The sequence below is a fragment of the Streptomyces sp. CAI-85 genome (assembly GCF_013363615.1).
Classification (GTDB): domain Bacteria; phylum Actinomycetota; class Actinomycetes; order Streptomycetales; family Streptomycetaceae; genus Streptomyces; species Streptomyces antibioticus_B.
This window is the reverse complement of sequence record NZ_JAANNX010000043.1, coordinates 1-12,692: the sequence shown is the minus strand read 5'-3', so window position 1 is coordinate 12,692 and position 12,692 is coordinate 1. Positions and strand designations below refer to the sequence as shown.

The window sequence follows — 12,692 nt, the reverse complement described above, 5'->3', positions numbered from 1 at the left end:
GATCTTCGCGCGTAGATGGCGCCGATAAATACCGAGTTGTCCGTTTCTGCCCCAACTCGTGGGTGTCCGGGGGGCGTTACCCGGCGTCCGGATAACGGAATCTACCCACCCGTATCACGGTTACGCATCCTTTCACCGTCAAGTCTGGCTACAGATCGCCAAAGCGTTGAAGACTCCCGGTCCAGGGGACTTCGTCCCTGTGTACGACGGACGGATCAGCCGCCACAGCGGCAAGCGCGGGCCGGCTACCGCCGGTTGAGAGGGGTCCCTGCCAGATGACGGCACCATTGCACGAGCCGACCGCGGAAGCGGCCCCGAGCGCGGCCGACGAAGCGGCGGTCGCCACCTCGGGCGCCAAGGCCGTCCAAGGTCGTTCCCTCGGCCGGATCGCCTGGGAGCGCCTCAAGCGGGACAAGCTCGCCCTGACGGGCGGCATCGTCGTGCTCGTCCTCGTCCTGGTGGCCGTGTTCGCCCCGTTCATCACGGGCCTGCTCGGGCAGGACCCGAACGAGTACCACGAGAACCTCATCGACCCGCTGTTCGGCACCCCGACCGGGTCCCTCGGCGGTCTGAGCGGCGACCACCTGCTGGGCGTCGAGCCCGTCAACGGCCGCGACATCCTCGCCCGCATCCTCTACGGGGCCCGGATCTCCCTGCTGGTCGGCTTCCTGTCCGCCGTCGTCGCCGTCATCCTCGGCACGATCCTGGGCATCCTCGCCGGCTTCTTCGGCGGCTGGGTCGACTCCCTCATCAGCCGGGTGATGGACGGTCTGCTCGCCTTCCCGCAGCTCCTGTTCATCATCGCGCTGGTCTCCGTGATGCCGAACAACCTGCTGGGCCTCACCGGTTCGAGCGTGCGCGTCTTCGTGATGATCCTCGTCATCGGCTTCTTCGGCTGGCCCTACATCGGACGCGTGGTGCGCGGCCAGACCCTCTCGCTGCGCGAGCGCGAGTACGTCGAGGCCGCCCGGTCGCTGGGCGCGGGCCGGCTGTACATCCTCTTCAAGGAGCTGCTGCCGAACCTCGTCGCCCCGATCGTCGTCTACACGACGATGATGATTCCCACGAACATCCTCACCGAGGCGGCGCTGAGCTTCCTGGGCGTCGGCGTCAAGCCGCCCACCGCCTCGTGGGGCCAGATGCTCTCCAGCGCCATCGACTACTACGAGTCCGACCCCATGTTCATGGTGGTCCCCGGCGTGGCGATCTTCATCACCGTGCTGGCGTTCAACCTCTTCGGCGACGGCGTCCGGGACGCGCTCGACCCGAAGGCGTCCCGCTGAACCGCCGCACCGCAGCCGCACCACAAATGTCCCGTGGCACTGACACGGGGGCTCTCATCAAATCCGGAGGATCCGAGATCGTGACTACCCAACGCACCTCAGGGCGGCGGAAGCAGGCACTTGCCGCTGCCGTCGCGGTCGCCGCGCTGCTGACCACGGCGGCGTGCGGCGGCGGCAGCGACGACGACAGCGGCAAGGGTTCCAGCACCGGTGCCGCCGGCTTCGACGCAGCCAACAACAAGGTCGCCCAGGCGTCCCTCGCCAAGAAGGGCGGCACGCTGAAGTTCGGCGCCGCCCAGGACGCCGACTCGTGGGACACCACGCGCGGTTACTACGGCATGATGTGGAACTTCGCCCGCTACTACAGCCGTCAGCTCGTGACGAACAAGGCTGAGCCGGGTGCCGCGGGTGCCGAGATCACGCCGGACCTCGCGACCGAGACCGCCAAGGTCACGGACGACGGCAAGACCTACACGTACACCCTGCGTGACGGCATCACCTGGGAGGACGGCAAGCCGATCACCTCCCAGGACGTCAAGTACGGCATCGAGCGTGTCTGGGCGCAGGACGTGCTGGCCGGCGGTCCGACGTACCTGAAGGACGTCCTCGACCCCAAGGGCGAGTACAAGGGCCCCTACAAGGACACCTCCAAGGACAAGCTCGGCCTGAAGTCCATCGAGACGCCGGACGAGAAGACCATCGTCTTCAAGCTCCCGCAGGCCAACTCGGACTTCGAGGAGATGCTGGCGCTCGTCTCGGCCTCCCCGGTCCGCCAGGACAAGGACACCAAGTCCAAGTACGGCCTGAAGCCGTTCTCCTCCGGCCCGTACAAGTTCGAGTCGTACGCCCCGGGCAAGGACCTCACCCTGGTCCGCAACGACAAGTGGGCGCAGGCGTCGGACCCGGTCCGCAAGGCCTACCCGGACAAGATCACGATCCAGTTCTTCTCGGACGCCAACCAGCTCGACCAGCGTCTGATCAGCGGTGACCTGGACCTGGACCTCAACCAGACCGGCATGTCCCCGCAGGGCCGCACCACCGCCCTGAAGGAGCACAAGGCCAACCTGGACAACCCGGTCTCCGGCTACGTCCGTTACGCGGTCTTCCCGCAGAGCGTCGCGCCGTTCGACAACATCGAGTGCCGCAAGGCCGTCATCCTGGGCGCGGACCACGTCTCGCTCCAGACGGCCCGTGGCGGCCCGATCGCCGGTGGCGACATCGGCACGAACATGCTGCCGCCGTCCGTCCCGGGTGCCGAGGGCCAGAAGTACGACCCGTACGAGATCTCCGGCGCCAACAAGAGCGGCAACGAGGCCAAGGCCAAGGAGGCCCTGAAGGCCTGCGGTCAGCCGGACGGCTTCAAGACCACCATCGCGGTGCGTAACAACAAGCCGGTCGAGGTGGCCACCGCGCAGTCCCTCCAGGCGTCGCTGAAGAAGATCGGCATCACCGCCGAGATCGACCAGTACGACGGCTCGCAGACCGCCGGCATCATCGGCAGCCCCTCGAACGTGAAGAAGAAGGGCTACGGCATCATCATCATGGGCTGGGGCCCGGACTTCCCGTCCGTGCAGGGCTTCGGTCTCCCGCTGTGGAGCAGCAAGTACATCTCCGAGAGCGGCAACAACAACTACGCGCTCATCAAGGACAAGACGATCGACGGTCTCTTCGACTCGTACGTCACCACCCTTGACGACGCCGGCAAGGCCAAGATCTCCACGGAGATCAACCACAAGGTGATGGAGGGCGCGTACTACCTGCCCTTCGTCTTCGAGCGCTTCATCAACTGGCGCTCGGACAACCTGGCGAACGTCTACACGACCGACGGCTACAGCGGTCAGTACGACTTCGTCAACCTCGGTCTGAAGAACCCCAAGAAGTAGTCGCGGCACACCCGCCGAACGGCACGAAAGGCAGGTGAAGGCCGTCGCGGCGTGACCGCGGGCCACCGGACGACCTCCGGTGGCCCGCGGTCCGCGGCGGGCCGAGAGCTGTGCTCGCTTACCTCATCAGGCGGTTGTTCGCCGCCGCAGTGATGCTCGTGGTCATCGTCATGGTGGTCTTCGGCATCTTCTTTCTCATCCCCAAGTGGGCGGGCGTAGACATCGCCTTGAGCTTCGTGGGCAAGCAGGCCGACCCTGCCGCCGTCGAGGGTGTGCGCGAGAAGCTGGGCCTGGGCGACCCGATCTACGCCCAGGTCTGGGAGTTCTTCAAGGGAATATTCGCCGGCCGCACCTACGCGGGAGGCGGCGACTCCATCCACTGCGCCGCCCCGTGCTTCGGCTATTCCTTCCGCAGTGAGCAGGCCGTCTGGCCTGTGCTGACCGACCGCTTCCCGGTGACCCTGGCGCTCGCGCTGGGTGCCGCCGTGCTGTGGCTGCTCATGGGTGTCTCGGCCGGTGTGCTCTCCGCCCTCAAGCGGGGCAGCCTGTGGGACCGCGGCGCGATGGTGATCGCGCTGTCGGGCGTCTCCCTCCCGATCTACTTCACCGGCATGGTCGCGCTGTCGATCTTCGTCTACGGACTCGACCTGTTCGACGGACAGTTCGTGCCCCTGGAGGACAACTTCGGCGCCTGGTTCGGCGGCATGATCCTGCCGTGGGTCACGCTCGCCTTCCTGTACGCGGCGATGTACGCCCGGATCACCCGCGCCACCATGCTGGAGATCCTCGGCGAGGACTACATCCGCACCGCGCGCGCCAAGGGCCTCACGGAGCGGACCGTCATCGGCAAGCACGCCATGCGCTCCACCATGACCCCCCTGCTGACCATGCTCGGCATGGACCTCGGCGCCCTGATCGGCGGCGCGATCCTGACCGAGACGGCGTTCAACCTGCCCGGCCTCGGCCAGGCCGTGCTCAACGCCATCAAGAACCAGGACCTGCCCATCATCCTGGGCGTCACCCTGGTCACTTCCCTCGCGGTGCTCGTCGCCAACCTCGTGGTGGACATCCTGTACGCCGTGATCGACCCCCGAGTGAGGCTCGCATGACCGACCTGAGCAAGAGCGGAGCGGCCGTGGGCGAACCCACCCCCGCCTCGCCCGCGCCGACCGCCTTCCTCGAGGTGCGCGACCTCAAGGTGCACTTCCCGACGGACGACGGTCTCGTCAAGTCCGTCGACGGGCTCAGCTTCCAGTTGGAGAAGGGCAAGACCCTCGGCATCGTGGGCGAGTCCGGCTCCGGCAAGTCGGTGACCTCGCTCGGCATCATGGGCCTGCACACCGCCGGCCAGTACGGCAAGCGCAAGGCGCAGATCTCCGGCGAGATCTGGCTGGACGGCACCGAGCTGCTCTCCGCCGACCCGGACCACGTGCGCAAGCTGCGCGGCCGCGAGATGGCGATGATCTTCCAGGACCCGCTGTCCGCGCTGCACCCGTACTACACGATCGGCCAGCAGATCGTGGAGGCGTACCGGATCCACCACGACGTCGACAAGAAGACCGCGAAGCGACGCGCGGTCGAGATGCTCGACCGGGTGGGCATCCCGCAGCCCGACAAGCGCGTGGACAACTACCCCCACGAGTTCTCCGGCGGTATGCGCCAGCGCGCGATGATCGCGATGTCGCTGGTCAACAACCCCGAGCTGCTGATCGCGGACGAGCCGACGACCGCCCTCGACGTGACCGTCCAGGCGCAGATCCTCGACCTGATCCGCGACCTCCAGAAGGAGTTCGGCTCCGCGGTCATCGTCATCACCCACGACCTGGGTGTGGTGGCCGAACTCGCCGACGACATCCTGGTGATGTACGGCGGCCGCTGCGTGGAGCGGGGCCCGGCGGAGAAGGTGTTCTACGAGCCCCGCCACCCCTACACCTGGGGTCTGCTCGGCTCCATGCCGCGCCTCGACCGTGACCAGCAGGAACGGCTGATCCCGGTCAAGGGCTCCCCGCCCTCCCTGATCAACATCCCGTCCGGCTGCGCCTTCAACCCGCGCTGCCCGTACGCGGACCTCCCGAAGGACAACGTCACCCGCACCGTCCGTCCGGAGCTCGCCGAGGTCGGCGGCCGTCACTGGGCCGCCTGCCACATGAGCACGGAGCAGCGGGAGCGTATCTGGACCGAAGAGATTGCGCCGAAGCTGTGAGTGACGAGAATGCGGTGAAGATCCCCGCGCAGAGCAAGGGACCGGGCCGGACCGACGGCGACGTCCTGCTGAAGGTCACCGGGCTCCAGAAGCACTTCCCGATCAAGAAGGGCCTGCTCCAGCGGCAGGTCGGGGCGGTGCACGCGGTCGACGGTCTGGACTTCGAGGTCCGGTCCGGCGAGACCCTCGGTGTCGTGGGCGAGTCCGGCTGCGGCAAGTCGACGATGGGCCGGCTGATCACCCGCCTGCTCGAACCGACCGGCGGCACGATCGAGTTCGAGGGCAAGGACATCACGCACCTCGGTGTGAGCGGGATGCGTCCGCTGCGCCGCGATGTGCAGATGATCTTCCAGGACCCGTACTCGTCGCTGAACCCGCGGCACACCATCGGCACGATCGTCGGCGCTCCCTTCAAGCTCCAGGGCGTGACGCCCGAGGGCGGCATCAAGAAGGAAGTGCAGCGGCTGCTGTCGGTCGTGGGTCTCAACCCCGAGCACTACAACCGCTACCCGCACGAGTTCTCCGGCGGCCAGCGCCAGCGCATCGGTATCGCCCGCGCCCTCGCGCTCAACCCGAAGCTGGTCGTCGCCGACGAGCCGGTGTCCGCGCTGGACGTGTCGATCCAGGCCCAGGTCGTGAACCTGCTGGACGACCTCCAGGAGGAACTGGGTCTGACGTACGTGATCATCGCGCACGACCTCTCGGTCGTCCGGCACGTCTCGGACCGGATCGCGGTGATGTACCTCGGCAAGATCGTGGAGCTGGCCGACCGCGAGCAGCTCTACAAGTCGCCGATGCACCCGTACACCAAGGCGCTGATGTCGGCGGTGCCGATCCCGGACCCCAAGCGCCGGAACGCCAAGAGCGAGCGGATCCTGCTCAAGGGCGACGTGCCCTCGCCGATCTCGCCGCCGAGCGGCTGCCGCTTCCACACCCGGTGCTGGAAGGCGACGGACATCTGCCGCACGACCGAGCCGAAGCTGATCGAGCTGCGGACCGGCCAGCAGGTGGCCTGCCACCACCCGGAGAACTTCGCGGACCAGGCCCCGCAGGACACCGTCCTGCTGACCGCCGCGAAGGAGGCGGCGGAGCTGGTGGCCGACGAGGTGCTCGCGGAGTCGGCGGAGACGTCGGCCGCGGTGGCGGCGGAGGTCGCCGAGACGGCCAAGGAGACGGCCAAGGAGACCGCCGAGGTCGCCAAGGACGCCGAAGAGAAGTAGATCAACACGGAGCCCCCGCCTTGCAATGTAAGGCGGGGGCTTCGCTTTGCGTCACAATATGAAGGTGATGCAGCAGATCTTCACTCCGTCCGTTCAGCATACGCTCGACCTGATCGGCATCTTCGTCTTCGCCATCTCGGGCGCGCTGCTGGCCGTCCGCAAGAACTTCGACGTCTTCGGCATCGGTGTCCTCGCCGAGGTCACCGCGCTGGGCGGCGGACTCTTCCGGGACCTGGTCATCGGCGCGGTGCCGCCGGCCGCCTTCACCGACCTGGGCTACTTCCTCACCCCGCTGCTCGCCGCGCTCCTGGTCATCTTCCTCCACCCTCAGGTGGAGCGGATCCAGACCGGTGTGAACGTCTTCGACGCGGCCGGCCTCGGCCTGTTCTGTGTCACGGGCACGACCAAGGCGTACGACTACGGACTCGGCCTCACCGCCTCCGCGGCGCTCGGCCTGGCCACCGCCGTCGGCGGCGGTGTGCTGCGCGACGTCCTGGCCAACGAGGTGCCCTCCCTGCTGCGCTGGGACCGTGACCTCTACGCGGTCCCGGCGATCGTGGGCGCCGGGATGGTCGTGCTCTGCATCCGCTACGACGCCCTCACCCCGCTGGCCAGCGGCTTCGCCGCCGCCGTGGCCTTCGTGCTGCGCCTGCTGGCGATGCGGTACCACTGGCGGGCACCGCGCGCGTGGAACCGGCGGTCGACGGTGCGGGAGGAGTAAGAGGGCAGGGGCGGAGAAAGCTACCGCTTAGTAATTACCTGTTGTACCGTTCAGTCATGTCAGAAGCAGCTACCGCGGCGGCCCCGCGGGCCACCATCGGCGACAGCGAGTTCGACCGGGACACCGCGCTGACCCGGCGCGCACCCGGTGTCTACGACATCGACCTCTCGGCCGGCTGGACGATCATCAATGCCGTCAACGGCGGCTATCTGCTCGCCGTCCTCGGCCGCGCCCTCGCGGACGCCCTGCCGCACCAGGACCCGTTCACGATCTCGGCGCACTACCTCACCGCCTCCCAGCCGGGCCCGGCCGTCGTGCGCACCGACGTGGTCCGCGGCGGCCGCACCCTCTCCACCGGCACCGCCTCGCTCCTCCAGTACGACGAGCAGGGGAACGAGGTCGAGCGGATCCGCGTCCTCGCCTCCTACGGCGACCTGGGCGCCCTGCCCGACGACGTACGGACGACGGCGACACCGCCCGCGATGCCGCCGATGGAACAGTGCTTCGGCCCCGAGGACGGCCCCGCGCCCGTCGACGGCAGCTCCGCGATCGCCGACCGGCTGATGCTCAAGCTCGACCCCGCCACCCTCGGCTGGGCGCTCGGGCAGCCCTCCGGCAAGGGCGAGATGCGGGCCTGGTTCGGTCTGAAGGACGGCCGTGACCACGACCCGCTCTCCCTGCTGCTCGCGGTGGACGCGCTGCCGCCGACCGCGTTCGAGATCGGCCTGCGCGGCTGGGTCCCCACGGTCGAACTCACCGTCCACGTCCGCTCCCGCCCGGCTCCCGGGCCGCTGCGCGTCTCCATCACCACCCGCAACCTCGCCGGCGGCTTCCTGGAGGAGGACGCGGAGGTCTGGGACAGCGCGGGGCGCCTGGTGGCACAGTCCCGGCAACTGGCGCGGGCCAGGCTCGCCTGACGGGAGGGCGGAGGCGCGGCTCGGCCTGATCGACAGTCAGGTGACAGGCGAGGCCCAAGGAAAGCCCAGCCGGCATTGTCATAGTGCCGGTCTCAGGACTTCCTCATCCCGCTTGGAGCCGACTCTCATGAAGCGTGTGCCGGTACAGATGCCGATGCCTCGTCGTCTCGTCCCCGTCGTGGCGCTGCTGGCGCTCTCGCCCCTCGCCCTGGCGGCCTGCGGCTCGGGTGGCTCGTCGACCTCGGACAGCGGCACCTCCGGCGGCCAGGGCTGCCAGGCGCCCTCCGGCATGCCGAGCGGCGGCCCGGGCGGGGGACCCGGCGGTGCCCCGTCCGGCGCTCCGTCGGGTGTCCCGTCGGGCGCGCCCACCGGTGCCCCGACCGGTACCCCCACCGGCACTCCGACCGGCATCCCCACCGGTGTCCCGTCGGGCATGCCGAGCGGGGGTCCCGGTGGTGGCCAGGGCGGCTGCGGCGGGCCGGGCGGCGGACAGCCGTCGCAGGGCTGAACCACGACGGCACGGCGGACCGACCCACCGGGGGCGGCGCACCCGACCGAGGGGGCGCCGCCCCCGGCCGTACGCCCGTACCCGCGCGCGTCAGTCGAGCCAGTGATGGCGTCCGATGCTGATGAGCCGCATCTGGCGGGTCACGAGCTGGGTGACCCGCTCGCGCTCCTCCTCCGGGGCCTCCAGGGACTCCAGGAACAGCGAGGCCGTCACGAGCATCTGGTCCACGAAGAGATGCGCCAGCATCAGCAGATCCTCCTCGCTCCAGCCCGCCGACTCGGGGTCCTTGGCCAGCTCGGCCCGCACCTCCTCGGCGAACCGGCCCAGTTGGCTGCGGATCGCCTCCCGCACCGGCTGCACCCCGCCGTGCCGCTCCCGGGCGATGAACCGGACGTGCGCCGGCTGCGTGTGGACATGACGGGCGATCAGCTCGACGGCCCGTGTGATGCGTTCCTCGCTGGTGTGCGCGCCCGCCACCGTGTTCTGGATCATCGGGTGCAGGCTGCCCAGCGCCTCCTCGACCAGCGCCACCCCGAGATCCGCCGTGGAGCGGAAGTGCCGGTAGAAGGCGGTCGGGGCGACCCCGACGGCCCGGGTGACCTCGCGCAGACCCAGGCTGCTCAGACTCTGCTCCTCCAGCAGGACGAGCGCCGCGTCCAGGAGCGCCTGCCGGGTCTTCTGCTTCTGGGCCTGCCGGATGCCGAGGGTGTGACTCATGTCATCCAGTTAACAACTGTTCTCCGGAATTGAAAAGTCGTCGGACGCGCTAGACTCGAGAGTCAGTGAACAACTGTAACTACAACTGTTCACCGAAGTTTAACGAGAGACGGTCGTCCGGACCGTCCGGAGGGGGTTTCATCGCATGCTGTTCCTCGTCGCCGCACTTCTGCTGCTCGGCGTGGTCATGGGCACCGTGGCCCACGCGCCGCTCACCTTCACCCTGGTGACCGCCGCCGTGATCGCCGTCTGGCTGGGCATCTTCGCGCTCCGCGAGCGCCACGGCCGCCGCCGGCACACCACCCCGACCCACTGACCCGCACCCCGCGCACCCACGACCCGAGGAGTCGAACCGTCATGCAGCTCACCGCACCCGCCACCCGAACCCCGCAGCGCACCGCCGCCCGTGACGCCGACGGCATGGCCGTCGCGTCCTTCATCCTGGGCCTGCTGGGACTGCTCGTCCTCAATGTGTTCCTCGGCCCCATCGCCATCGTCCTGGCCTCCGTCGCCCTCTGGCGCGGCACGGCCCGCCGCGGCCGCGCCTTCCTGGGCCTCACCCTGGGCGTCGCCGACCTGGTCGTCCTGCTGGCCTTCATGCACGCGGACTCGACCATCTCCTGGAGCTTCTGAGCCATCGTCCGCCGGTCGTCCCACCCGCGCGGCCGACCACGCGGCGAGGCTCCGAACCGGGCCCCGTAGAATCGGGGTCACCATGGCCTACCTCGACCACGCCGCGACCACCCCGATGCTCCCGGAGGCGGTCGAGGCACTCGCCGCGCACCTGAGCGTCACCGGCAACGCCTCCTCCCTGCACGCGTCCGGCCGCACGGCCCGCAGGACCGTCGAGGAAGCCCGCGAGACCCTCGCGGACGCCCTCGGCGCCCGCCCCAGCGAGGTCGTCTTCACCTCCGGCGGAACCGAGGCCGACAACCTCGCCGTCAAGGGCCTGTACTGGTCGCGCCGCGACGCCGACCCGGCCCGCACCCGCGTCCTGGCCAGCCCCGTCGAGCACCACGCCGTCCTCGACGCCGTGCACTGGCTCGGCGAGCACGAGGGCGCCACCGTCGAGTACCTCCCCGTCGACTCCTACGGGCGCGTCCACCCCGACGCCCTGCGCACCGCCCTCGCCCGCAACCCCGACGACGTCGCCCTCGCCACCGTCATGTGGGCCAACAACGAGATCGGCACGGTCCTGCCGATCCGTGAACTCGCCGACGTCGCCGCCGAGTTCGGCGTCCCGCTGCACGCCGACGCGGTCCAGGCGTTCGGGCAGATCCCCGTCGACTTCGGCGCCTCCGGCCTCGCCGCCATGACCGTCTCCGGCCACAAGGTCGGCGGACCCTACGGCATCGGCGCGCTGCTCCTCGGCCGCGCGTACAGCCCCGTGCCCGTGCTGCACGGCGGCGGCCAGGAACGCCACGTCCGCTCCGGCACCCTCGACGTCCCCGCCATCGCCTCCTTCGCGGTGGCCGGCCGGCTCGCCGCCGAGCAGCAGGAGTGGTTCGCCCGCGAGATCGGCGCCCTGCGCGACTCCCTGGTCACCGCGGTCCGTACGGCCGTCCCCGACGCCCTCCTCGGCGGCGACCCGGCACCCGGGGGCCGGCTGCCCGCCAACGCCCACTTCACCTTCCCCGGCTGCGAGGGCGACTCGCTGCTGCTGCTGCTCGACGCCCAGGGCATCGAGTGCTCCACCGGCTCCGCCTGCACCGCCGGAGTCGCCCAGCCCAGCCATGTCCTGCTCGCCACCGGCACCGACCCCGACCTGGCCCGCGGCACCCTGCGCTTCTCCCTCGGCCACACCTCCACCGAGGCCGACGTGGAGGCCGTCGCCAAGGCCATCGGACCGGCCGTGGAACGCGCCCGCGCGGCCGGCCTGACCTGAGGCTGCGCGCGGCCCGTCGTCTCAGGCGGTGGCGGTGTGCGCCGCCGCCACCAGCTTCATGTACCGGTCCCAGTCCCAGTGCTCGCCCGGGTCCGTGTGGTCCGTCCCCGGGACCTCCACATGCCCGACGATGTGCTCCCGGTCGACGGGTATGCCGTACCGCCGGCAGATCCCGGCCGCGAGCCGCGCCGACGCCTCGTACATCACGTCCGTGAAGTCCTGCGGGCGGTCCACGAAGCCCTCGTGCTCGATGCCCACACTGCGTTCGTTGTACCCCCGGTTGCCCGCGTGGTACGCCACGTCCAGCTCGCGGATCATCTGCGTGACCCGGCCGTCCTTGCCCACGATGTAGTGCGCGGCCGCCTGGTGGCCCGGGTCCTGGAACGCCTTCACCGCGCTCTCCAGCCCGCCCTGGGTGACATGGACCACGATCATGTCGATCCCGTAGTCGTCCGGACGGTCCGCCCAGCGGAAGTTGGCCTCCGAGGCCGACACCCAGCGCGCGCCCCGGTAGTCCACCGCGCCCTCCACCCGGGGCTTGCGCACCCCCGGCAGCCGCCAGTACAACTCGGACAGTTCGTCCCGCGCCAGGAACGCCGAGCCCACGGCCGCCGCCGCCCCGCCGACCAGCAGCGCCCGCCGGCCGATCCGCCGGTCGGAGTCCCGCTTCCTCGCCCCCATGACCTGTCCTTCACCCGTCCTTCGTCGCCCCTCGAACCCGTCAACGGATATCCGCGGGATCCGGTTCCCGGCGCCCCGTACCCTGGAAGGGTTATGACTGAGACCTCGCAGCGCCCCCGCCCCCTCCGTGTACTCGCCGCCATGTCCGGCGGGGTCGATTCCGCGGTCGCCGCCGCCCGTGCCGCCGAAGCCGGCCACGACGTGACCGGCGTCCACCTGGCGCTCTCCGCCAACCCCCAGTCCTTCCGCACGGGCGCGCGCGGCTGCTGCACCATCGAGGACTCCCGCGACGCCCGCCGGGCCGCCGACGTCATCGGCATCCCGTTCTACGTCTGGGACCTCGCCGACCGCTTCCGCGAGGACGTCGTCGAGGACTTCGTCGCCGAGTACGAGGCCGGCCGCACCCCCAACCCGTGCCTGCGCTGCAACGAGAAGATCAAGTTCGCCGCCCTGCTCGACAAGGCGCTGGCGCTCGGCTTCGACGCGGTGTGCACCGGCCACTACGCGCAGATCGTCACCGGCGCCGACGGCACCCGCGAGCTGCACCGCGCCTCCGACATGGCCAAGGACCAGTCGTACGTCCTGGGCGTCCTGGACGAGAAGCAGCTCGCCCACGCGCTGTTCCCGCTCGGCGACACCCTCACCACCAAGGACGAGATCCGCGCCGAGGCCGA

General features: G+C 69.8%; 13 protein-coding genes and 1 pseudogene. 12 read left to right on the top strand and 2 right to left on the bottom strand.

The genetic code is table 11. From position 1 onward, the window contains the following. The first annotated feature begins 275 nt into the window (after nt 1-275). The 8 genes from G6W55_RS28830 to G6W55_RS28795 all read left to right on the top strand — a co-directional run bounded on the left by G6W55_RS28830 (nt 276) and on the right by G6W55_RS28795 (nt 8,735). Complete coding sequence (locus tag G6W55_RS28830; protein WP_030793617.1) at nt 276-1,283, top strand: ABC transporter permease; 1,008 nt, start codon at nt 276-278, stop codon at nt 1,281-1,283. A gap of 80 nt (nt 1,284-1,363) precedes the next feature. Further along, nucleotides 1,364-3,166: an ABC transporter substrate-binding protein gene (locus G6W55_RS28825; RefSeq protein ID WP_030793620.1), complete on the top strand. Its 1,803-nt coding sequence runs from the start codon at nt 1,364-1,366 to the stop codon at nt 3,164-3,166. A 110-nt stretch (nt 3,167-3,276) separates the two neighbouring features. Beyond that, nucleotides 3,277-4,275: an ABC transporter permease gene (locus G6W55_RS28820; protein ID WP_175523708.1), complete on the top strand. Its 999-nt coding sequence runs from the start codon at nt 3,277-3,279 to the stop codon at nt 4,273-4,275. After that, complete coding sequence (locus tag G6W55_RS28815) at nt 4,272-5,369, top strand: ABC transporter ATP-binding protein (protein WP_030793626.1); 1,098 nt, start codon at nt 4,272-4,274, stop codon at nt 5,367-5,369. The genes G6W55_RS28820 and G6W55_RS28815 overlap by 4 nt, the downstream gene beginning before the upstream one ends. 14 nt (nt 5,370-5,383) lie before the next feature. Continuing rightward, nucleotides 5,384-6,589: an ABC transporter ATP-binding protein gene (locus G6W55_RS28810; protein ID WP_375372482.1), complete on the top strand. Its 1,206-nt coding sequence runs from the start codon at nt 5,384-5,386 to the stop codon at nt 6,587-6,589. A 58-nt stretch (nt 6,590-6,647) separates the two neighbouring features. Next, nucleotides 6,648-7,310: a trimeric intracellular cation channel family protein gene (locus G6W55_RS28805; protein ID WP_217687507.1), complete on the top strand. Its 663-nt coding sequence runs from the start codon at nt 6,648-6,650 to the stop codon at nt 7,308-7,310. Between the two features lie 56 nt (nt 7,311-7,366). Further along, nucleotides 7,367-8,227: a thioesterase family protein gene (locus tag G6W55_RS28800; RefSeq protein ID WP_175523705.1), complete on the top strand. Its 861-nt coding sequence runs from the start codon at nt 7,367-7,369 to the stop codon at nt 8,225-8,227. 127 nt (nt 8,228-8,354) lie between these two features. Continuing rightward, nucleotides 8,355-8,735: a hypothetical protein gene (locus G6W55_RS28795; protein ID WP_254876485.1), complete on the top strand. Its 381-nt coding sequence runs from the start codon at nt 8,355-8,357 to the stop codon at nt 8,733-8,735. A 90-nt stretch (nt 8,736-8,825) separates the two neighbouring features. Here the strand turns inward: G6W55_RS28795 and G6W55_RS28790 are convergent, their stop codons facing one another. After that, a complete protein-coding gene (locus tag G6W55_RS28790; protein WP_175523704.1) occupies nt 8,826-9,452 on the bottom strand; it encodes a TetR family transcriptional regulator in 627 nt (208 codons plus the stop codon). Between the two features lie 145 nt (nt 9,453-9,597). Here G6W55_RS28790 and G6W55_RS28785 point away from each other — a divergent pair, with 145 nt between their 5' ends. From G6W55_RS28785 to G6W55_RS28775, 3 genes are all read left to right on the top strand, one after another. Further along, entirely contained in the window at nt 9,598-9,768 is a 171-nt protein-coding gene (locus tag G6W55_RS28785; RefSeq protein WP_167797263.1) for a hypothetical protein, read from the top strand. A gap of 41 nt (nt 9,769-9,809) precedes the next feature. Continuing rightward, nucleotides 9,810-10,085: a DUF4190 domain-containing protein gene (locus tag G6W55_RS28780; protein WP_078634902.1), complete on the top strand. Its 276-nt coding sequence runs from the start codon at nt 9,810-9,812 to the stop codon at nt 10,083-10,085. An 82-nt stretch (nt 10,086-10,167) separates the two neighbouring features. Beyond that, a complete protein-coding gene (locus G6W55_RS28775) occupies nt 10,168-11,337 on the top strand; it encodes a cysteine desulfurase family protein (protein ID WP_078634903.1) in 1,170 nt (389 codons plus the stop codon). 21 nt (nt 11,338-11,358) lie between these two features. On the opposite strand, the gene G6W55_RS28770 is transcribed toward G6W55_RS28775, so the two are convergent. After that, the gene (locus tag G6W55_RS28770; RefSeq protein ID WP_078634904.1) at nt 11,359-12,018 is read right to left on the bottom strand and encodes an N-acetylmuramoyl-L-alanine amidase; all 660 of its coding nucleotides are present in this window, start codon (nt 12,016-12,018) and stop codon (nt 11,359-11,361) included. Nucleotides 12,019-12,111: 93 nt separating this feature from the next. Between G6W55_RS28770 and G6W55_RS28765 the strand changes: the two are divergent. Further along, nucleotides 12,112-12,692: pseudogene (locus G6W55_RS28765) on the top strand (tRNA 2-thiouridine(34) synthase MnmA); the annotation flags it as partial.

Excerpts from the sequence above, each read along its gene's own strand:
- G6W55_RS28830 (WP_030793617.1), top strand. The coding sequence starts at position 276 with ATGACGGCACCATTGCACGAGCCGACCGCGGAAGCGGCCCCGAGCGCG.
- G6W55_RS28815 (WP_030793626.1), top strand. The coding sequence starts at position 4,272 with ATGACCGACCTGAGCAAGAGCGGAGCGGCCGTGGGCGAACCCACCCCC.
- G6W55_RS28805 (WP_217687507.1), top strand. The coding sequence starts at position 6,648 with ATGAAGGTGATGCAGCAGATCTTCACTCCGTCCGTTCAGCATACGCTC.
- G6W55_RS28800 (WP_175523705.1), top strand. The coding sequence starts at position 7,367 with ATGTCAGAAGCAGCTACCGCGGCGGCCCCGCGGGCCACCATCGGCGAC.
- G6W55_RS28795 (WP_254876485.1), top strand. The coding sequence starts at position 8,355 with ATGAAGCGTGTGCCGGTACAGATGCCGATGCCTCGTCGTCTCGTCCCC.
- G6W55_RS28790 (WP_175523704.1), bottom strand. The coding sequence starts at position 9,452 with ATGAGTCACACCCTCGGCATCCGGCAGGCCCAGAAGCAGAAGACCCGG.
- G6W55_RS28785 (WP_167797263.1), top strand. The coding sequence starts at position 9,598 with ATGCTGTTCCTCGTCGCCGCACTTCTGCTGCTCGGCGTGGTCATGGGC.
- G6W55_RS28780 (WP_078634902.1), top strand. The coding sequence starts at position 9,810 with ATGCAGCTCACCGCACCCGCCACCCGAACCCCGCAGCGCACCGCCGCC.
- G6W55_RS28775 (WP_078634903.1), top strand. The coding sequence starts at position 10,168 with ATGGCCTACCTCGACCACGCCGCGACCACCCCGATGCTCCCGGAGGCG.
- G6W55_RS28770 (WP_078634904.1), bottom strand. The coding sequence starts at position 12,018 with ATGGGGGCGAGGAAGCGGGACTCCGACCGGCGGATCGGCCGGCGGGCG.